The sequence below is a fragment of the Streptomyces sp. NRRL S-87 genome, from assembly GCF_000719335.1.
Lineage (GTDB): Bacteria > Actinomycetota > Actinomycetes > Streptomycetales > Streptomycetaceae > Streptomyces.
In genome coordinates this window covers 1-19,632 of the sequence record NZ_JOGB01000006.1, presented here as the reverse complement: position 1 = coordinate 19,632, position 19,632 = coordinate 1, and the positions used below count along the sequence as shown (strand labels likewise).

Here is a 19,632-nt window from a genome sequence, read left to right as displayed (position 1 = left end):
TTCAACGTATAGCGCAAGGGGGGCCTTGCGGCAAGGTCCCCACCCCGACGCACAATCGTCGGCCTCGGGCCCGCACGCCGCGGCCTGCGCAGACGCGGCACGGCGTGGGCGGGCCCTCTTCTCAGCCGTCGTTCCAGAGGTGGGTAGCGAGTGATCGAGCAGTACGTGGTGGACCTGAAGGAGATCGACGGGACGCACGTCGCGCGCGTCGGCGGAAAGGGCGCGCACCTGGGCGCCCTGGCGCGGATCGAGGGCGTCGGCGTGCCGGAGGGCTTCTGCGTGACGACGGACGCCTTCCGGCGCACCGTGGCGGGCGCGCCGTCGCTCGCGGGTCTGCTCGACCGGCTCGCCGGCCTCGACCCGGACGACCGGGACGAGGTCCGCAGCCTGAGCGCGCAGATCCGCGGCGTCATCGAGGACGTCGAGCTCCCGGAAGACCTCGGGGCGGCGGTCGCCGACGGGCTCGCCCGGCTCGGCGCGGACGTCCCCTGCGCCGTCCGTTCCAGCGCGACCGCCGAGGACCTCCCCACTGCCTCCTTCGCGGGCCAGCAGGACACCTACCTGAACGTCGTGGGGCCCGCGGAGGTCCTCCGGCACGTCAGCCGGTGCTGGGCGTCGCTGTTCACCGAACGGGCCGTCACCTACCGCCGGCGCAACGGAATCGACGACCGTGCGGTCCACATGGCCGTGGTCGTGCAGCGGATGGTGTTCCCCCAGGCGTCCGGGATCCTGTTCACCGCCGACCCCGTCTCGGGCAACCGGAAGGTCGCCACCGTCGACGCCGGCTTCGGCCTCGGTGAGGCGTTGGTCTCCGGCCTGGTCGACCCGGACGTCTTCAGGGTGCGCGACGGCGAGGTGCTCTCCCGGACGGTCGCCGCCAAGCAGCGTGCCGTGCAGCCCCTACCGGGCGGCGGTACGCACGTGGTGGCGGTCGCAGGGCAGCAGCAGCGACGGCCCGCGCTGACGGACGCTCAGGTCGTGGAGCTGGTACGGCTCGGACGGCGCATCGAGGCGCACTTCGGCCGACCGCAGGACATCGAGTGGTGCCTGGCTGCGGACGGCGGGTTCCGGATCGTGCAGAGCCGTCCGATCACGACGCTCTTTCCCGTCCCCGCAGCGGACGACCGGGACAACCACGTCTACGTCTCGGTCGGCCACGGGCAGATGATGACCGACGCCATGAAGCCCCTGGGCTACTCCATGTGGCAGTTGACGGCCCTGGTCCCGATGCAGGAGGCCGGCGGACGGCTGTTCGTCGACGTCACGGCGCGCCTCGCCGCACCCGCGACCCGCGCCGGCCTCCTGGACGTCATCGGGAAAGGCGATCCACTGGTCAGGGACGCCCTGGAAACCGTCCTCGACCGGGGCGACTTCGTCCCGTCGCTCCCGGAAGCGGGGGCCGACGGTGCTCCGCCGGCCGGGGCCGGGGCCGGGCGGAGCGGCGCGCCCGGCGCGGTCGAGACCGACCCCGCCGTGGTCGGCGAGCTGATCGAGCGCAGCCGGACGTCCGTCGCGGCGCTGGAGCGCGACATCCGGACCAAGAGCGGACCGGAGCTGTTCGACTACCTGGAAGGGGCCTTCGAGGAGCACAAGCGGGTGGTGGGCGACCCGCTGAACATGCAGGCCGTCATGGCGGGCATGGAGGCCACCTGGTGGCTCAACGACAGGCTGCAGGAATGGCTGGGCGAGAAGAACGCCGCCGACACCCTCACCCTGTCCGCCCCCGGCAACATCACCTCGGAGATGGGGCTGGCCCTGCTCGACGTCGCGGACCTGGTCCGCCCGCACCGGGACGTGGTCGCCTTCCTCCAGGACGTCCACGACCGGGGAGTCGAGGACGGCGGCTTCCTGGACGGACTCGCCGGGCTTCCCGGCGGGCCCGGCGTCCGGAAGGCCATCGAGGACTACCTCGCCCGGTACGGCATGCGCTGCGTCGGCGAGATCGACATCACCAGGCCGCGCTGGCACGAGCGTCCCGGTGCCCTCGTACCCGTGATCCTCGACCACGTCAGGAACTTCGAGGCCGGCGCTGCCGCCCGTCGCTTCGAAGACGGACGCCGGAAGGCGCACGACAAGGCGCAGGAGGTACTAGCCCGCCTGCGCGCCCTGCCGGACGGGGACCGCAAGGCCGAGGAGGCGAAGCGGATGATCGACACGGTCCGCGCCTTCATCGGCTACCGCGAGTACCCGAAGTACGGCATCGTCAGCCGCTACTCCCTCTACAAGCAGGCCCTCCTCAGGGAGGCCGACGGCCTCGTGCGCGCCGGTGTCCTGCCCGAGCGGGACGACGTCTTCTACCTCACCTTCCAGGAGTTCCGCGACCTCGTCCGCTCCGCCCCGTCCGCGTCCGCCTGCGCGTCCGCCTCCGCGTCGGGGTCCCCGTCCCCGTCCGACGCCGGCGACCGGTCCGGGCGGGCCGGTCGGCTCGGCGAGCTGATCCGGCGGCGAAAGGAGGAGTTCCGGTCGCACCAGGCGCTCACCCCGCCCCGGGTGCTCACCTCGGAGGGCGAGGCCCTCACCGGGGCGTACCGGCGCGACGACGTGCCGCCCGGGGCGCTGACAGGCCTGCCGGTCTCCGCCGGAACCGTGGAGGGGCGGGCCCGGGTCGTCCTCGACATCGCGGACGCCGACCTCGAACCGGGCGACATCCTCGTGACGACCTTCACCGATCCCAGCTGGTCCCCGCTGTTCGTCGGCGCCGCGGGCCTGGTGACGGAGGTCGGCGGTCTGATGACCCACGGAGCGGTGATCGCCCGCGAGTACGGCCTGCCGGCGGTCGTGGGCGTGGACCGCGCCACCACACTGATCCAGGACGGCCGGCGCATCCGCGTCCACGGCACCTCCGGCTACGTCGAGATCCTCTCCTGAACGGGGCGCGCCGCACCCGCCCCGCCCGGCTCCAGCAGGGCTTGCCGCAGCAGTTCGTGGCGGAACCGGTGGATCACGCCGTCCTCGCGCAGGATGCCGCCGCTCCGGGCGCTGTCGAGGAAGGCCGAGTAGCGGACGGGCAGGTCTCCCTGGAGGGCGAACACCAGGTGCGTGGCACGGAAGACGGGCCACGCCGTGAACAACGGCGGCCCCGAGACGGCGCCCGCTGCTACGGCGGACAGGACGAAGGCCGGCGGCGCGACCTCCCGTGCCGTCAGCCACCAGGGCGCCACGGCGGCGGCCGCCACCACCACCGCGAAGCTCAGGCAGGCCCCGGCGGTGGCGTGCAGGTCGCGGCTGAGGAGGGCCGCGGGGCTCGACGCCTCGGAAGGCGCGGTGCCCGCTTCCAGGCGGACGCTGCGCCGCAGACTCGTCCCCGCGCAGACGCCTCCGACCAGACCGCCCGCGACGGCGACCGCGCAGCCCCGTGCCCACAGCAGCCACCAGGGCTCCGGCGCGCCGGCACCCGGCGGCCGGAGGGTGCCGCACACGGCTGACACCGCGACCGCCGTACCGAGGAGCAGGGGCGTCATCCGGGCGGCCCGGGAGAGGATCGTGGAGAACCCCGCGATGGTCCGGAACCCCGACGGGTGGACCTGCCTGCGCTCCAGTTCGGACGCGCGCTGCAGGGTGTACCCGCCTGCGAAACCGGCGCCGGTCACCACGCCCCACAGCCCGCCGGCCGCGAGACCCGTCGCGGCGGACGGCGACACCAGGGCGCACGTCCCGGCCACGACCGCGGCCAGCACCCCGTAGACCAGGGACAGCCGGATCTGGCTGCCCCGGTGCAGCAGCCACCAGCGGAAGGCGTGGTCGTCGCCGTCCGCCCGGGCGGCGACGAACCGCAGCCACCTGCCCGCATGCCGTACCGACCAGCGCCGCACGGCCGGAGCCGCGTTCGCCGGATGCCCGTACACGGCCTCGACGAGCGAGGAGAGCAGGTGCTCCTCGACGGCCTGGGGGGTCGGGAAGGCCGCCGGGTCCGCGAGCTCCCGCGGGTCGCGGTCGCCCACCAGCACCCGCAGACCCAGCCACTGCATCAGGGGTGTGCGGAACGCGGCGTCGGGTGCGGGTGCGGCACCCGCCTCCATCAGCGCGAGCAGCGGCCGCCATCGCGTGCCTTCGTCGAAGTCGTCCAGGAACGCGCGGAAGTGGGCCGCCGTCAGGGGGAGCAGCCGCAGGACGGTCGCCCCCCGGAACCGTCCCGCGTGGCGTTCGGCCGCGTCCAGGGCCTCGCCGCGGGATGCCAGGACGTAGCGGCCCGAGGCGTCGGCGGCGTGGTTCAGCGCCTGGACGAACGCCGTCCGGCGCTGGGGGGCCATTTCGTCGAAGGTGTCGAGGAACGGCACGATCCGGCCGTCCCCGGAAAGGGCCCGCAGGAGTTCCTCGGCCGTGACGCTGCTCTGTGCGCCCACGATCCCGGGGTACCGGTCGGCGAGTTGGCCCGCGATCCACTCGTACGGGGGCGTCCGTCCGTCCCACCCGTTGAGGGCGAGGATCACGGGGACGGGCCGGTCGCCGTCGTCGTCCCCGGCTTCGTCGTCGTCCCCGGCTCCGAGGAGTTCGCGGGCCAGGAGGGCCAGGGCCACGCTCTTGCCGGAGCCGGCCGACCCGGAGAGCACGAGCCGCGGAACCGGGTTGCCCTGCCAGACCCGGATGAGTCCGGTGACGTCCCTGTCGGCGGCGGAGCCGGGGCCGCGCCCGGGCTCCGCGGCGTGCAGGGGCCCCTGCAGGTGCTGCCACGGGACCGCGATGGTCGACACACCGATGTTGCGCAGGCGCAGGTCCTTCTCGACCCTTTCCCGTTCCGCGCGCCGCAGCGCGGCGAGCCAGTGACCGCTGTCCGGTGCGCCGTCCGCGAGGGGCTGTCCCGGACCCGGTCTGCGTTTCATGAGCGTCACCACCGTGGCCAGAGCGAGTACCGCCACGACGATGATGCCCGCGGCCCTGACGGCCGGACCCCCCGAGGTGGGGCGCAGGGCCAGGGCCGCGAGGAACAGGGCACCGAACACCAGCGTGCTGCCGCCGTGGAGGTGGTAGTGCCGGCTGCTGCTGTAGGAGCTGTGGTCCCCGATGACGCTGTGGCTCACCTGTCCGCCGACGACGACGCTGCCGTCCCCGCCCCGCACGGCGGGGGAGTCCTCGCCGGCGGGGTCCTTCCGGGCCGGTCCCGCCCGGTCGCCCGGGGGCGTCATGACAGCCGGGTGGAGTCGTCGCCGATGGCCGTGTCACGGGCGTCCCGTCCCACCACCGTCGCGCCGGGTCCACCCGTCACCTCGCCGGCGCCGCCCTCGGAACCGGAGGGTGCGGCGGACGGGGGCCCTTGCACACGGGACCGGTTGCCGATCGCGCTGCCGACGGCGTCGCGGCCGATCACGACGCTGTCCGCACCGCCGCTCACCCTCGCGCCGGGTCCCGCGGTGCCGCCGGTGGTCGGGCGCAGCAGCACCACCAGCGACACCGCCAGGGCCACCGCGGAGGTCACGGCGCCGACGACGCTGGCGACCCGGTCGGTGGTCTCCAGATCCGCGGTGACGGCCACTGCGGTCAGGCCGACGGCCGCCGCCGCGGCCAGCACGGCCAACCCCCACAGCACCGTACGCACACGTGCAGACATCCCCGTCCCGCTCCCCCCGCGCAGTCGCCGGCCGACACCGTCCGGACGGCCCCCGGGCCGGCTCCGTGGGCCTGCCGCCCAGCGTATTCCGGCGCACGGCAACGCGCAGGCGGATAAAGGGGGTTCCGCCGTGGAGCCTCAAGCCTCGGTGCATGCCGCCGGCGGCTCGTGGGCGGGGCGGGACGGCGCCCCAGCGGGCCTCCAGGCCGACGCGGGGCGCGCAGCTTACGCTGCGCGGCGCCGGGCATGTCGGGCATGCTCGAGGGGCAGGGGAGGCTCGTGGTGGAATACGTGGGCACGTTCGAGATGACGTCGTCGGTGAACTTCGACGCGTATCTGCGGGCAGTGAGCGTGGGGACGGTGACGCGGAAGCTGGCGAACACCAGCAGGCCGCCCACCGTCGAGGTCGCGGTCGACGGCGAGGAGTGGACGATCCGGACGTCCACCGCCTTCAACACGGTCGAGTTGGTGTTCACCTCGGGTGTGGAGTTCACGGAGAAGACCATGGACGGTCGCACGAGCGCCACGACGATCACCGTCGAGGGGGACCGCCTGGTGCAGGTGCAGCGGGTGGACGGTCTGGAAGCCCGCACCACGTGGACGTTCGCTCAGGACGGCGGCTTGAGCATGGTCCACACCGCGGGCGATGCCACCGCTACCCGTGTCTTCCGGCGGCTCTGAAGACCCCCCGGCCCCACGCCCGGCCCGGTGCGGCCGTCGGATCGTGTCCTGAGCAAGACTGACCTCATGACGGAACGATCTTGTGATGAGGGAACGATATTCCGGACGTCGAGCGGTCCGGTGCGGGGCAGGGAAGCCGACGAGGACGGTGTGACCGCCGTCCTCGGGATCCCGTACGCCGCGCCGCCCTTCGGCGTCCTACGGTTCCGGGAGCCGCAGCCCGTGCCTGCATGGGAGGGGGTACGTGACGGTACGGCCTTCGGCCCGGTCGCCCCGCAGTCGGCGCAGCTGCCCGGTGCGCCCGTATGGCGTCCCGGGGACGAGGACGTCCTGACCGTGAACGTATGGACTCCCGACCGCGCGGACGGCCGTGGACTGCCCGTCTTCCTCTGGATCCACGGCGGGGCCAACACCTTCGGCTCCTCGGCCCAGCCCGACTTCGACGGAACCGCCCTGGCCCGTGCGGGACTCGTCGTGGTCACCTGCAACTTCCGGGTCGGCTTCGAGGGCTACGGGCACGTCCCCGGCCGGCCCGACAACCGCGGACTCCTCGACCAGGCAGCCGCGCTGCGCTGGGTCCAGGAGAACATCGGGGCCTTCGGCGGCGACCCCGCGAACGTCACCGTCGCCGGGCACTCCTCCGGAGGCGGCGCGGTCGTCTGCCTGATGGCCATGGAGCATACGCGCGGGCTGTTCCGGCGGGCCGTGGCCCACAGCGTCCCCCACCCGCTGTACTCGGCCGACCTGGCGGCGGCGGTCACCCGGCGGATCGCGGCCGAGGCAGGGACGGACCCCACGCTGGAAGGGCTGCTGTCCGTGCCGCCCGAGGCACTCGTGGCTGCCTCCGACAAGGTCGCCGAACGCTGCGCCGCCGATCCGGTGACGCCGATCCACGCCTACGCCCCGGTCGTCTTCCAGCCCGTCGTCGACGGCGAGGTGCTGCCCACGGACCCCCTGAGCGCGCTCGCCTCGGGGGCGGCACGGGACGTGGACCTGCTGGTGTGCCACGCGCTGGAGGAACAGTGGTTCCTCCACACCGTCGGGGCCGTACGGGCGGTGGCCACCGAGGCCGCGCTCGCGGAGTTCGCCGAGGCCCTGGGACTGCCCGCTGACGTGGTCGACGGCTACGCCGCGCTGATGCCGGACGCCCCGGCCCTCGACCGCTACCTCGCGCTCTTCGGCGACGTGCAGTTCGGCGAGTACACCACGAGGCTCGCCGAGCACCACGCGCACGGCGGCGGCCGGGCCCACCTGGCCCGCTTCACCCGCAGCCGGGAAGGGAGCAGGCCCTGGCACGGCGCCGACATCCCCTTCGCCTTCGGCAACCTGGACGACGCCGGCGCGGCCTTCCTCATCGGAGGCACCCCCGACGACGGCGACCGCGCCCTCTCCGGCCGCATGCTCCGCGCCTGGGCCCGGTTCGCGGCCGAAGGGGACCCGGGATGGCCGGCGCTCACCACCTCCGCCAGCCCGGTACGGCACTGGTCCGTCCCGGCTGATCACCTGACCCCCGACGACCCGTCCCCGACCCGCGTCCTGTGGCGCGGCCTGCGCTACGACCCGCTCCACCCCCGCCGGGCGGCTCCCGCCGGCCACGCGATGCCGGACGCCTGACCCCGTCGCCGCGGTCGTGGCGGGGCCGCAACGACGGAACCGTACGGAAAGGAGAAGAAGCGGGCGCAACCGTCGCGGAACCGTCGCAACCCGGGCCCGCGTCATGATCAACAACGATTGTCTGCAGAAAGAGGTCATGCCCATGCGTCCTGCCCGCCGCGGCGTTCTGGCCGCCCTCGGAGCCGGAGCCGGCGCCGTGCTCACCGCCGCGACCCCCGCCCCCGCCTCCTCGGCCCCCGCCTCGGCCTGGCCCGGGACGCGGGCCGCGGCCCCGGCCGGTCATCGGGCCGCCCGGGCCCTGGCCGCACTCGAACGCGAGCACGGTGCGCGCCTCGGGGTGTACGCCCTCGACACGGGCACCGGACGGGCCGTCACGCACCGGGCGGACGAGCTCTTCCCCATGTGCTCGCTGTTCAAGACCCTTGCCGCCGCCGCGGTCCTGCGCGATCTCGATCGCGACGGCTCGTTCCTCGACCGCCGCCTCCACTACACGCAGGAGGACATCGACCGGTCCGGCTATTCCAAGTGGACCGAGCGGGAGGACAACCTCGCGAACGGCCTGACGATCGGCGAACTGTGCCGGGTGAGCATCACGTACAGCGACAACACCGCGGCCAACCTGCTGCTGCGCGAACTCGGCGGCCCGTCCGCGATCACCCGCTTCGCCCGTTCCCTCGGTGACCGGGTGACCCGCCTGGACCGGTGGGAGCCCGACCTGAACAGCGCGGAACCGGACCGCGTCACCGACGTCACGACCCCCCCGGGCCATCGCCCGTACGTACGCCCGCCTGGTCCTGGGCGACGCGCTCGACGCTCCGGACCGCTACCTGCTGACCGCATGGCTGCGCGCGAACACGACGAGCGACAAGCGCTTCCGGAAAGGGCTGCCCACCGCATGGCGCCTGGGCGACAAGACGGGCGGCGGCTCCTACGGCACGAACAACGACGTCGGCGTCGCGTGGCGCCCGGACGGGGCACCGCTGGTCCTGGCGGTCCTGACGACGAAGCCCGAGAGCGACGCGGAGGCGGACGACGATCTGGTGGCCCGGACCGCAACCGCCCTGGCCGAGGTGTTCACCACCCCACGCGGCCACGCGGCCGGGTGACACCGGCCGCGCGGAAGGCGACCCGGCGATCAGGACGGGACACCCGGATCGCGGCTTCCGCGCGGCCGCCCCGCGGCTGTGACCGGCGTCACTCCAACCTTCTGGTGGCTTCGCGTGTCGGACACGGCAGCAGTACGAGGATCTGCCCGGGCACGCCTGTCCGGGGCGAAGAGGGGGAACGTTTTGCGTAGCAGCAGGTACCTGTCCGCGACGGCCGTCGCCGTGGCCGTGCTCGCCGCCGTCACCGGCCCGATCCCGGCGCAGGCCGCGCCGTCGGCCGCCGCGGCGGGTGTGAAGCCGGTGGTCAAGAAGGGGGCCGACGTCAACGGTGACGGCTACGCCGACCTCGCCGTCGGTGCCCCGAACGCCACGGTCGACGGGGTGAGGAGGGCCGGACTGGTGTCGATCGTGTACGGCTCGGCCGCGGGCCTGCGCTACGACAAGCAGCAGCTGGTCAGCCGTGCCACGCCCGGTGTCCCGGGCGACCTCCCGGAGTCGTCCACCGGGTGGGGCTACCGTGCCTCGTACGGCGATGTGGACACGGACGGCTTCGACGACGTGATCCTGACCCCGTCGGGCACCGCCTCGCCCCTGGTCCTGTGGGGCAGCGCGAAGGGCATTGCGGGCGGTACGCGCATCAGCCAGGGCGACGGTGCGAACACCATCGCCGCCGGCGACGTGAACGGCGACGGCAAGACCGACCTGGTCATCGCCGGCCGGGACGGCACCGGCTCCGAATCGGAGCACTGGGGCCTGCGGATCCAGTACGGCCCGATCGACCGGGCCACCGGGCTCCCCGCCGCGTCGGTGTTCCGCAACACCCAGGCCGCGGACGGCGTCGCCGTCACCGGGGTGCAGGTCGACGACATGACCGGCGACGGCGTCGCGGACATCGTCGCCACCGGCACCAGCACCAAGATGTCCGAGGGCTACCGGGGCTTCGTCCTCAAGGGCACCCGCGGGGGCCTGGTCAAGGGCGGCACGCTGGACGCCCGCTACGGCGTTCAGCTCGGCGACCTCAACGGCGACGGCTACCGGGACGTCGTGGCCGCCCCCGACTCCATGCCCGCCGGCGACGAGCACGGCGCGATCTCGGTCACGTACGGCGGCCCGGACGGCGTCAGCAAGACCCTGCCCGCCCGGCTCATCGACCAGAACACCCCTGGGGTCCCGGGGACCAACGAGAAGCGCGACCTGTGGGGCGACGACGTCGCCCTGGGCGACGTCGACCGGGACGGCTACGCGGACATCGTCGTCGGCGCCCCCGGTGAGACGGTCGGCACAGGTCCCTGGGGCTCAGGCTCGATCACCGTGCTGCGCGGGAGCAGGACGGGTGTGACCACGACCGGCGCGCAGGTCGTCACCCAGGGCACGGCGGGCGTGCCGAGCACGTCCGAGGCCAGCGACCACTTCGGCGAGGCCGTCACCCTCGTGGACGGCAACGCCGACGGACGGCCGGAGGCGTACGTCGGCGGCTCCGGCGAGGACGGCTGGGTCGGCAGGGTCTGGCAGCTGCCCACCACGGCGACGGCCCTGACCGGTACGGGGTCGAAGGCGTTCAACCTCGGCGGCGGCCACGGAGCGGCGCGCTTCGGCGCCTTCTTCGCCAAGTAGCCCCAGGACCCCCTGCGCGAGGGTCGTCGGGAACCCGGACCCGCCCTCGCGCGGCGGGTCCCGGCGACGCTCCTGGTGCCGGTGTGCCGGTGTGCCGGTGTGCCGGTGTGCCGGTCGTCGGTCGCCGGAGAGCCTGTCTGATGCAGGGCCCGAATACCGGTTGAGCGGCGTACCTCGGGGCAGGGGCGAGGACCGAGGCGGAATCGCTGATCTCAAGGAGGCCAGGCACATGCCCACCACCCCGAAGTCGCACCCCCCGCACGGTGAGGGACCCAGCCGCCACGAGGGCACCGAGCAGCACGGCTGGTCGGTCGACGTCGACTCCACCCACACCCAGGACAACCCCAGCGCCCGGCGCTCCTTCGACACCCCCGCCAAGGGCGCCTCAGGCCGGACACGCAAGGCGGCACCGTCCGACGGCGCCGACGAAGTGGCACCTGTCGAGAGCATGTCGCGCAGCGGCGAGGACCTCGCCAAGGGCAGCCGCCAGCAGGGCCACCACGACCTGGGTCCGCGCGGCCGCTCACAGCGCCCCAGTGGTGGCAAGGAAAACGACGCCTACACCGGTGTCGACCCGGAGAACCCCAAGAAGCTGCGCAAGGGCTGACGCCTGTCCGGCCTCGCTGTGGCCGGGCGCTTGGCCGCGCCACCGCCGCGCCGCCGGGGCCTGGCCCGTGCCATCCCGGCCAGGCCCGCCGCCGCCCGCGTCACGGGGGCGTGGCCCTCCAGACGCCGGCGGCGGTGTCGAACCGGACGAGTCCCATCCGGGCGAAGGCGCGCAGCCAGCCCTCCATGGGCCACCGTCCCCACCGGCGGTGGAAGAGGGCACCGTTGCGCAGGATGTCGTCGAGGTGGCCCACCGGCGGGTTCTCCACGGGGTGGTACTGGTGGTACGCGGGTGCCCCGCCGAGCCAGCACAGGTCGACTCCGGCGCGCTGTGCCAGGCGGGCGAAGTCGGTGTCCTCGCCACCGTAGCCGGTGTACTTCTCGCAGAACCCGCCGATGCGCCGCCACGTGGCCGCCGTGAGCGCGAACGACAGGGACCAGAACAGATCCGGGTCGCCCCCGGTCAGCACCCGGTCCGGTTCCGGCACCGGGCGGCCGGGATGCGGGGCGGCCAGCTCGTGCAGGTCGGCGAGGCGGTAGCCGCCTCCGGGCGGGGGAGGGAGGTAGGCGACCGTCCCGCAGAGCAGCGCCCCGTCGGTGGCCGCCTCGGCGTAGCGCGCCACGCTCGTCGGGCCCGGGACGCAGTCGACGTCGAGGAAGACGAGCACGTCCGCGCCGAGGGCGAGGGCGCGGCGGGCTCCCGCGTTGCGGGCGGCTGCGAGCGGCAGGCGCCCGCTGCGCGGCACGGCCACGGGCACCACGGTGGCCGCCGGACGGCCGCGGGCCGCGATCGCCGCCGCCGCGGGATCGTCCATCGTGACCACCACGTAGAGGTCGGGAACGCGGTCGGCCCGGGAGAGCGCCGCCTGCTGCAGGGCCAGGTGACGGTGCCGGCCCGCCACCAGGGTGATCACCGCGAGGCGGGCGGGGTCCGCGGGCGCGCCGTGGCCCGGGCGGCTCATGACGCTGCCGACGGGTCGGCCAGGGCGTCGAGGGCCCGCGCTGCGCGCCGGGCGCCGTCGCCGGGGGCCCACCGGGACCAGGAGTCGCCGTCCAGCGCCGCCGCCTCGTCGAGGAGGGACGGCCACTCCTCAGGCGCGGGCCAGTGGTCGCGCACCGCGGCCAGTCCGGCGTCGCGCAGGGCCCGGCCGGTGGCCTGCTGTTCGCCGTAGGGCCGGTCCTGGGGCAGGACGACGGTGGGGCGGCGGGCGGCCGCGCACTCCGCGACGGCGTTCTGGCCGCCGTGGGTGACGACCACGTCGGCGGCGCAGATCCGCGGCCAGGGGTCTGCCGACCAGGCGCCGCCCGGCCCGCCGAGCAGGTCCCACCGCCAGCGCGGCGTCGCCGCCCGGGCGGCCCGTACCTGCGCGAAGGTGATGCCGCTGCCGCCTGCTCCGAGCATGAGCAGCACCCGTCGGGTTCCGTCAGCCGGCGGCGGTGCGGGGACGCGCCCGTCGTCCCGGGAGAACGCGGACGCGTAGATCGTCTTGTCGTACCAGGAGGAGGGCCAGCCGGGCTCGGGGGCGGCGGCCGGCCACGGCGCGAGCAGGCGCAGCGCGATGTCGTGGCCGAGCCGGTGCGCGGCGTCGAGGCGGTGCCCGCGCATGGCGACGACGACCACGGGCACGCCCATCAGCCGGGCCAGGCAGGCCACTTCGACGGAGACGTCACTGACCATGAGTGCCGGCCGGGCCCGCCCCAGCCACCCGGCGAGGACGGACATGCGTTCCGCATAGCCGTCGTGGAAGAGGGGCGCCCAGTGCAGTCGGCCCTGGGCCCGCGTGTCGACCGCGGTGTGGCCGCCGGTGTCGAGGGGGAGACGGATCCACTCGCCCGGCCAGTCCGGGGGAGGGTCGAGGCTGGAGAGCCCGGTGACGGGGCTCTGGGCGTGCCGGGCGATGCACGAGGCGCGGTGGAGGTGGCCCAGGCCGTGGTGGTGGACGTAGTAGCCGATCACGGCAGCAGCTCCTCGTAGAGGGCCTCGTAGCGGTCGGTCATGCGGCTCAGGGAGCAGAAGGCTTCGGCCCGTTGGCGGCAGGCGCGGCGGCTGAGCCTGGTGGTCTCGTCGACCGCTGCCGCCAGCGCCGGGACGTCGGGGTACGGGACGAGCCGGCCGCAGTCAGGAGTGAGGATCTCGGCGAGGGCGCCGCGGTCGAAGCCGACCACGGGGGTACCGCAGGCCAGGGACTCGGCGACGACCAGTCCGTACGGTTCGTCCCAGCAGGGAGTGACCAGGGTGGCCCGGGCGGAACCGACGAGCGCGGCCAGTTCCGTGCGGGCCAGGTGTCCCGCGTACCGCACTGCGCCGCCGAGCCGGGGAGCCACGCGGTCGCGGAAGTAGCCGGCGTCCGCGACGGGCCCCGCCAGCGTCAGCGGCAGCCCCAGTTCGGCCGCGGCGGCGATGGCCAGGTCAGGGCCCTTCTCGGGCACGATCCGTCCGGACCACACCAGATCGCCCCCTCCGGTTCCGGCCTGCCAGCGCCGCAGGTCGATCCCGTTGTGCACCACCCGCGCGGACCGCACCAACGGCTGCCAGGAGCGCGCCGTGTGGGCGCTGACGGCCGTGTAGACCCCGGAGCCCGTCGGATCGGTCTGGATCGCGGACTCCAGCCACGGCGTGGGCGGCGTGTGCAGCGTGGTGACGACGGGAGCGGGCACGGCCGGGGCCATGGCCACGGGCAGGTAGTGGAGGCTGTTGTTGTGCACCAGGTCGTACGGCGGGCCGCCGTTGCCGTGCGCGAGGTCGAGCATGAGACGCAGGTAGGCGTGGTGCTCGTACAGCGCGGCCGGATCGGTCATGCTCTGGTCGGCCCGCGCGGCCCGGCTCAGGTGCGGCGTGTGCACGGCGAGTTCGCGGACGCCGAGGTTCGGGTCGGAGCCGGGTGCGGCGAACAGGCAGATGCGGTGGCCCCGCCGGCGCAGTGCCGTGGCGAGGGCCCAGGTGTGGGCTTCGAGTCCGCCGGCGAACGGCTCCCTGATGGGGAAGCGCGCCGAGGCGATCAGGGCGATGCGCAAGGGGCGGATCATGTAAGGCAGCGTTCGTAGAGCACGCGGTGCGCGGCTGCCAGGGCGGCGCGTTCGCCCGCCCGCGCCTGAGGGTTGGCGCGCGGCGCCGGACGGTGGGCGTGCGCCTGGCGTACGGCGGTGTCCAGGGACCGTACGTCCAGGCCGTCGGGGTCGTGCCGGTAGAGGTGGCAGGGGCGCTGCTCGGCGTAGAAGCCGCAGTCCGGGACCGCCACGGCGGTGCCGAGGTCGTAGCAGGCTTCCAGCCAGCCCGAGTGGGTGCCGAAGGTGTACGGGAGCACCGAGAGGTCCAGAGAGCTCAGGTACGCCCACAGCGCGTCGTCGTCGAAGTAGTCGTGCACCCGCAGGTCCACCGCCCCCGAGGCGGCCAGCTCGGCCAGCCCCGCCACCACCTCGGGCGCGTGGGCGCGGGCACCGGGGTCGTGGGTGTCGGTGTGGATGTCCACGCGCAGCTGTGCGTCCGGCAGTTCCGCGGAAATGCGTGCCAGCGCCCGGATGACCGGCAGCGGCGCCATGTTGGGCCGCAGGCTCTTGGCGTGCACCCCGATGACGAAGCCCGGGCGCGGGGGACGCGGATGTGACAGTCCGGGCTCCTCCACGACGTGGGGGTGCGGCAGGACGTGCGCGGTACGGTCCCAGCGTGCCGCGATCTCGGCCGCGGCGCCGGGGGTGAGGGTGATCAGGCAGTCGGCGGCGGGGATCAGCACGTCGAGGGAAGCGTCATGGGCCCGGCGGTCCGGGTGGTGGGGGTTGCGCAGGTCGTGGACGGTCTGCACCAGCGGCTTGCGGTGGCGCCGCAATTCACCGACGAGGTCCGCCAGCTGCTGCGGACTCTGCGCGTCGAACCCGAAGTGCAGGTGGTAGACGTCGAAGCTGTCGTGGTGGGCGCGGACCCACGCCGGGTCCAGCATGACCGGGGGCCACCAGCGCTGCGAGGTGCTCGGAGCCCCGTTGGGGCGCGGGTCGGCCAGCAGCACGACCCCGTCGGATCCGTCCCCGGCGTGGACGTGCCGTACGTAGACGTGCCCCGCGGGGACGGACGCGACCCGGATCTCCCGGTGTGCGGGTGGGAGCGGCAGTCGCGAAGCCCGTGCGACCGCGCGAGAGCCCTGGGCGGAAGGCATGCCGGGCGCCTAGTCTTCGCCTCTGATGATGTTCCCGTCCGGCGCCGCAGGCGCTTCCTGCCCGTCGGCGTCTTCCGGCCGTGGGCGCACGACGGCGGGGCGGCACGTCCGGACGCCCTCGTCGAGCGGAATGCGGCTCGTCACCGGCTGAGTCTCTGCCTGGCGCTCCATGACCGACATCCCCTTTCCTGCGATCACGCCGTTCGCGCGATCAGCTCCTCTTGTGGTGCGAGGCGCGTGCCCGGCATGGCGGCGACTATGCGCGTGAACCCCGGGCCCGGCCCCGGAACACGTGGTGTCCGGCCTGTCGGGTGCTCGCGGTCGGGCGGCCGTGCTCAGCCGGCGCGGGCGTACAGGGCGCGGCGGTCCTCCTCGGTCAGGCCGCCCCACACGCCGTAGGGCTCGCGGGAGTTCAGTGCGTGGCGCCGGCACTCGACCCGCACCGGGCACGGCGCGCACACCTGCCTGGCCGCCTCCTCCCGGACCGCCCGCTCCGCGCTGCTCTCGTCCGCCGGCTGGAAGAACGGGTCGGTTCCGAGACCACGGCACGCGGCACGCCCGTGCCACTCCCGGTCGTCCTCGTCTCGGCCCGGCAGCGGCGACACGTTCGTCATACGTCGGCTCCCCTTCCACGGGATCGGCTTCCCTGCACGTCAGTCCCTCGTCTGGCCCGGATCCCCGTGTCGAAACCTCTGTCGTGCAGGGGCGCTCGACATGGGCCGGGTCCGCCGCGTCCTCGGCGCCACCGGCGGGCATGCCGGTGGGCCGCGGCACCACCGCGGCCCACCGGGAGGCGAACCGACGCGAAACGGCGGCGCGTCAGGCCCGCGAGTGCCCGTGCTTCGCGGGCCCTGCCGTCTCGCGCTGGGCGCGCGGGCTCGGGCTCAGGGCGTCGCCGGCCTCACCGTCCGCCGAGCCGGGGACGACTGCCTCTTCCGCCTGGCGGCGGCTCGCGCGGTCACCGCTCTCGCCGGGTGCCTGCGACGGCGGGGTCGGCTTGGGGTGCCGGTCCTGGTCCCGCTTTCGGTTCTGGTCGTGCTGCTGGTTCCGCTCGGGGTTCCGCTCTTGGTTCCTCTTCATGGGGTGTGCTCCTCCTTCGGGGTCACTGCCCTCTGCCGCGCTCGGGCAGGGTGCCGGGTCCGGTGGGATGAGGAAGGGCGGGTCAGGGCCGTCCAGCACGCTGCGGGCGGGCCGGAGCGGCGCCGACGCAGGCCGGTGCTCCCTCCGGTTCCCGTTCAGCCCGGGGGACGACGCCCGAAGACGACATTGCCCGCTCATGCCCAGCCCCGCCCAGGGCGAACACCCTGCCCGCCGACGAGTTGATTTGAACGCGTTCAGATCGTGTGTCAGGGTAGGCACGTGTTCTTGAGCCCTCCGGTCGCGTACGCGGCCCGCGGAACCCGCCAGGGGTGGAGTGTGTCGCGCTGCCGTCGTGCCTCGCTGATCTTGGTCGCCATGGCCTTCGCTCTCACGGCCTGCGGCAGGCTGACGGTCATGCCGCCGCCCGAGGGCGAACCGGTCGTGCTGCAACCGGCCCAACTTGCCACCACGTGGACCGATGCCGACGGTGGCACCCTCACGCTGAAGCGGGACGGGACGTTCGACGCTGACAAGATCTGCGTCGCAGTGGGCTGGTACGACAGCTTGACCTGGTCCGGAACCGGCACCTGGCGGCAAGGCTCCGGCAGGGAGCAGAGCTTCGTCGGTGTGACCTTCGACGCCGGCCACTCCTTCGACGTCTACCACCCTGAGGAGGTCGAGCGGCGGCCCGACTCGTACGCCGCCTTGAAGCAGGGCCGAGTCCTGAAGCTCTGGGTCGCCGTCGGGGACCCCGACAACGACTATCCGCACTGCATCCTGACCAGCCCGGCGAACTGATCCGGCTGCCGGCGGGCCGGCGGGCCGGGCGAGGTGCGTGGGGCCGGGGCGGCCGGTCAGACGGCCTGGCAGGCCGCGCGGGGGAACACGTTGCTGTGTGGGGTGGTGGTGTGGAGGGTGAAGAGGTGGCGGCTGCCGGTGATGTCGAGGAGGCGGAGCACCTGGCGGGGGACGCTGACGAGGTGCAGGCGGTGGCCTTCGGTCGCCATCCGCCGGCGCAGGTCCAGGAGCATGTCGAGGCCGGCGGAGTCCATGAAGGTGACGCCGGACAGGTCCACGGCGAGGGCCGGGCCGTCGAGGGGGAGGGTGGCCGTGACGTCGGTGACGTAGGGGCTGGTGTCGATGTCGAGTTCGCCGCAGATGCTCACCACGATGCGTTCGGGGCGTGCGTGGACGGCGACGTCGAGGGTGGGGAACATGGTCCTCATCCGCCTCGGGGTTGGAGCCCGTCACGGTCGGCTCCCCGAGCTGGGGGCGGAGTAGGCCGTAAGGCGCGCGGCGCCGGGCCGCGCACAGCCGAGCGAGACCACCCGTACCCGCCGTCAGCCACCGCGGGTGACTGGTTGGGGGCGCGGGGTCTCCCACCAGACCAGGCTGGTATCCCTGGCGTCTGCCCCGCCCCGGCCGCCTTACGCGCGGCCCGCTCGGCGGCCGCGGTCAGGTGTTGAGGCGGCTGTTGGTGCCGTCGTGGTGGTCGGCGCTTTCGTCGTCGAACCAGTAGTCGCCGGCGGCGAGGTAGCGGAAGGCGTGGCTGGTGTGCGGGGGCAGGGCGACGGTGGCGGCGCGGGTGCCGTCGCCGCGCGGGTTGAGGGGGTGGGCGGCGGGGTTCCAGTGGTTGAAGTCCCCCCACGACGCTCACCGGTCCGGCCGGGGCGTCGGCGGGCAGGACGAAGGTGACCTGCGTGCGGTCCTTGAGCTGCTTGCGTTCGAGCACAGGTTCTCCAGTCGGTCGTCGAGGGCGTCCGGGCCTCCGCGCCGTGCGGCAGCGGGGCCAGGGGTGCAACGGGGCCGCGGGCCCGGCGGCGGCCCGGTTCCCCGAGCAGCTGCTGCGCCCCGTGGGGGCAGCTCCGTGCGGGGGGTGATGCCGTACCGGGGCGCCGGCGTCCGTGGCGGGGTCCGGCCGGGGTCTTCTCCGTCCGGCCGGGCCCCGCCGTGCGTGGACCCTCTTGTCGCCCCTCACGGTGACACGCCTGCGCCGGCGCTGCTCGGCGTGAAGGCCGGTCGGGGGAACGGCCGGGGACGGCCGTGGCCCCGCGCCATGCGGCCGCGGCGGTCACCGCCTGCCGGCCTCCCGCGGCCGACCATGTGTGCCGCCGTCGTCGACGGTCCGGTCAGGGGCTGCTTGCGTCGTCCGTGCGGTCGGTGGCGGTGCGGCGGCTCTTGTTGCTGGAGCGGCGGAGGTGGTCGGTGTGCTGGATGAGGGTGTCGATGCGGTCGGCGAGGGCGGGGTTGCCGGGGCGTACGTGTGCTTGGGCGGCGGTGAGCGGGCCGATGAGGTCGGCGGGGTCGCTGCTGGCGAGTGCTTGGCGGACCTCGCCGATGGAGGCGCGGCCGGGGGCGTCGAGGGGGGTGAGGGCGGTGATCTGGCCGGCGAGTTGGCGCAGGTCGGCGGCGTGGTCGCGGGCCCAGGCGTTGATGGTGCGTTGGGCGGCGCGGGAGTCGCGGGTGGCTTGGACGCGCTGCTCGCCGGTGGTGCCGGCGGCGCCGGGGCGGAGGCGCAGGTAGCGGCGTTCGGCGGCCTGGCGGCTTGCCACGCCGAGTGGTCCGGCGAGGTCGGCCCAGCTGGCGCCGGCGGCTCGGGCGGTCTCGATCAGTCCGGACTCCCATCCGGCGAGTTCTTCGCGGACCTCGCGCAGCAGCAGGAGTGCGGCGAGTGCCTCCCGCGGGTCGGCGGACTTGGCGCCGGCCGCGCCGTGGGCGTCCTCGAGTTCCCGCTCGATGGCGGCCAGCGCGGCGGCCGCGGCCAGGAACGAGGTGGGGGAGCCGGTAGGTCTTTCGTCAGACGCAGGGGGCACGGTGCCTCCAGGAGGGGTCGGGACCACCGAGCGCCGGGCGGGTGCGGATCGCTCCGGCCGGGTCGTCCATCGGATACCAGACACAGTTGTCATCGTTTCGATGACATGTTACAACGGTGGTACCTGAAGCGCACTGGCACCCATTGCAGAGACATCAGGAGGTTCCCATGCTGATGCGCACCGATCCGTTCCGTGAGCTCGACCGTCTCACCCAGCAGCTGATGGGTCCGGGTACGTGGTCGAAGCCGTCCCTGATGCCGATGGACGCCTACCGTGACGGCGAGGCGTACGTGATCGCCCTGGACGTCCCGGGCGTGAGCAAGGACGCGATCGAGATCGACGTCGAGCGGAACATGCTGACGGTCAAGGCCGAACGCCGGCCGGCCGCCCGCTCCGAGCAGGCCCAGATGGAGCTCTCCGAGCGG

The 19,632-nt window shown here is 74.1% G+C and carries 17 protein-coding genes and 1 pseudogene; 8 read left to right on the top strand and 10 right to left on the bottom strand.

The window, feature by feature from the left end; genetic code table 11:
• Positions 1-150 precede the first annotated feature (150 nt).
• Positions 151-2,868 carry a rifamycin-inactivating phosphotransferase gene (rph, locus tag IF43_RS0105620; protein ID WP_030194692.1) on the top strand — a complete coding sequence of 906 codons (2,718 nt, stop codon included), beginning with the start codon at positions 151-153 and terminating at the stop codon, positions 2,866-2,868.
• On the opposite strand, the gene IF43_RS0105615 is transcribed toward rph, so the two are convergent.
• Both IF43_RS0105615 and IF43_RS36095 read right to left on the bottom strand, forming a co-directional pair.
• On the bottom strand, positions 2,847-5,123 hold the full coding sequence (locus IF43_RS0105615; protein ID WP_030194691.1) for a hypothetical protein: 2,277 nt from the start codon (positions 5,121-5,123) through the stop codon (positions 2,847-2,849). The two genes, rph and IF43_RS0105615, sit on opposite strands and share 22 nt — an antisense overlap.
• On the bottom strand, positions 5,120-5,545 hold the full coding sequence (locus IF43_RS36095; protein ID WP_158939170.1) for a hypothetical protein: 426 nt from the start codon (positions 5,543-5,545) through the stop codon (positions 5,120-5,122). Before IF43_RS36095 ends, IF43_RS0105615 begins: the two co-directional genes overlap by 4 nt.
• A gap of 246 nt (positions 5,546-5,791) precedes the next feature.
• On the opposite strand from IF43_RS36095, the gene IF43_RS0105605 reads away from it, so the two are divergent.
• The 5 genes and pseudogenes from IF43_RS0105605 (at position 5,792) to IF43_RS0105585 (ending at position 11,167) form a co-directional block, all read left to right on the top strand.
• A complete protein-coding gene (locus tag IF43_RS0105605) occupies positions 5,792-6,226 on the top strand; it encodes a lipocalin/fatty-acid binding family protein (RefSeq protein WP_030194687.1) in 435 nt (144 codons plus the stop codon).
• Positions 6,227-6,292: 66 nt separating this feature from the next.
• A complete protein-coding gene (locus tag IF43_RS0105600; protein WP_051794752.1) occupies positions 6,293-7,840 on the top strand; it encodes a carboxylesterase/lipase family protein in 1,548 nt (515 codons plus the stop codon).
• Positions 7,841-7,976: 136 nt separating this feature from the next.
• Positions 7,977-8,946 (top strand): annotated as a pseudogene (gene bla, locus IF43_RS38665) (class A beta-lactamase).
• A gap of 183 nt (positions 8,947-9,129) precedes the next feature.
• Entirely contained in the window at positions 9,130-10,560 is a 1,431-nt protein-coding gene (locus IF43_RS0105590) for an FG-GAP-like repeat-containing protein (RefSeq protein ID WP_030194677.1), read from the top strand.
• Between the two features lie 229 nt (positions 10,561-10,789).
• Positions 10,790-11,167 (top strand): hypothetical protein, encoded by a 378-nt coding sequence (locus IF43_RS0105585; RefSeq protein ID WP_030194674.1) that lies wholly within the window; start codon positions 10,790-10,792, stop codon positions 11,165-11,167.
• Between the two features lie 100 nt (positions 11,168-11,267).
• Here IF43_RS0105585 and IF43_RS0105580 read toward each other — a convergent pair whose 3' ends face one another.
• From IF43_RS0105580 to IF43_RS0105550, 6 genes are all read right to left on the bottom strand, one after another.
• Positions 11,268-12,128 (bottom strand): glycosyltransferase family 2 protein, encoded by an 861-nt coding sequence (locus IF43_RS0105580; protein WP_051794749.1) that lies wholly within the window; start codon positions 12,126-12,128, stop codon positions 11,268-11,270.
• Positions 12,125-13,123 carry a glycosyltransferase gene (locus IF43_RS0105575; protein WP_030194670.1) on the bottom strand — a complete coding sequence of 333 codons (999 nt, stop codon included), beginning with the start codon at positions 13,121-13,123 and terminating at the stop codon, positions 12,125-12,127. The genes IF43_RS0105580 and IF43_RS0105575 overlap by 4 nt, the downstream gene beginning before the upstream one ends.
• Complete coding sequence (locus IF43_RS0105570; RefSeq protein WP_030194668.1) at positions 13,120-14,193, bottom strand: glycosyltransferase family 4 protein; 1,074 nt, start codon at positions 14,191-14,193, stop codon at positions 13,120-13,122. Before IF43_RS0105570 ends, IF43_RS0105575 begins: the two co-directional genes overlap by 4 nt.
• Complete coding sequence (locus IF43_RS0105565; protein ID WP_234331962.1) at positions 14,190-15,314, bottom strand: glycosyltransferase family 1 protein; 1,125 nt, start codon at positions 15,312-15,314, stop codon at positions 14,190-14,192. The genes IF43_RS0105570 and IF43_RS0105565 overlap by 4 nt, the downstream gene beginning before the upstream one ends.
• A 335-nt stretch (positions 15,315-15,649) precedes the next feature.
• Positions 15,650-15,928: a WhiB family transcriptional regulator gene (locus IF43_RS0105555; RefSeq protein ID WP_030194664.1), complete on the bottom strand. Its 279-nt coding sequence runs from the start codon at positions 15,926-15,928 to the stop codon at positions 15,650-15,652.
• Positions 15,929-16,133: 205 nt separating this feature from the next.
• Entirely contained in the window at positions 16,134-16,394 is a 261-nt protein-coding gene (locus tag IF43_RS0105550; protein ID WP_030194660.1) for a hypothetical protein, read from the bottom strand.
• 375 nt (positions 16,395-16,769) lie between these two features.
• Here IF43_RS0105550 and IF43_RS0105545 point away from each other — a divergent pair, with 375 nt between their 5' ends.
• Complete coding sequence (locus tag IF43_RS0105545; protein ID WP_158939168.1) at positions 16,770-17,192, top strand: hypothetical protein; 423 nt, start codon at positions 16,770-16,772, stop codon at positions 17,190-17,192.
• A 56-nt stretch (positions 17,193-17,248) separates the two neighbouring features.
• On the opposite strand, the gene IF43_RS0105540 is transcribed toward IF43_RS0105545, so the two are convergent.
• Both IF43_RS0105540 and IF43_RS0105535 read right to left on the bottom strand, forming a co-directional pair.
• Entirely contained in the window at positions 17,249-17,620 is a 372-nt protein-coding gene (locus IF43_RS0105540) for an STAS domain-containing protein (protein WP_078909940.1), read from the bottom strand.
• 903 nt (positions 17,621-18,523) lie between these two features.
• The gene (locus tag IF43_RS0105535) at positions 18,524-19,207 is read right to left on the bottom strand and encodes a hypothetical protein (RefSeq protein WP_030194653.1); all 684 of its coding nucleotides are present in this window, start codon (positions 19,205-19,207) and stop codon (positions 18,524-18,526) included.
• 167 nt (positions 19,208-19,374) lie between these two features.
• On the opposite strand from IF43_RS0105535, the gene IF43_RS0105530 reads away from it, so the two are divergent.
• On the top strand, positions 19,375-19,632 hold a 258-nt coding region (locus IF43_RS0105530), incomplete at its 3' end, for an Hsp20/alpha crystallin family protein (protein WP_037887447.1).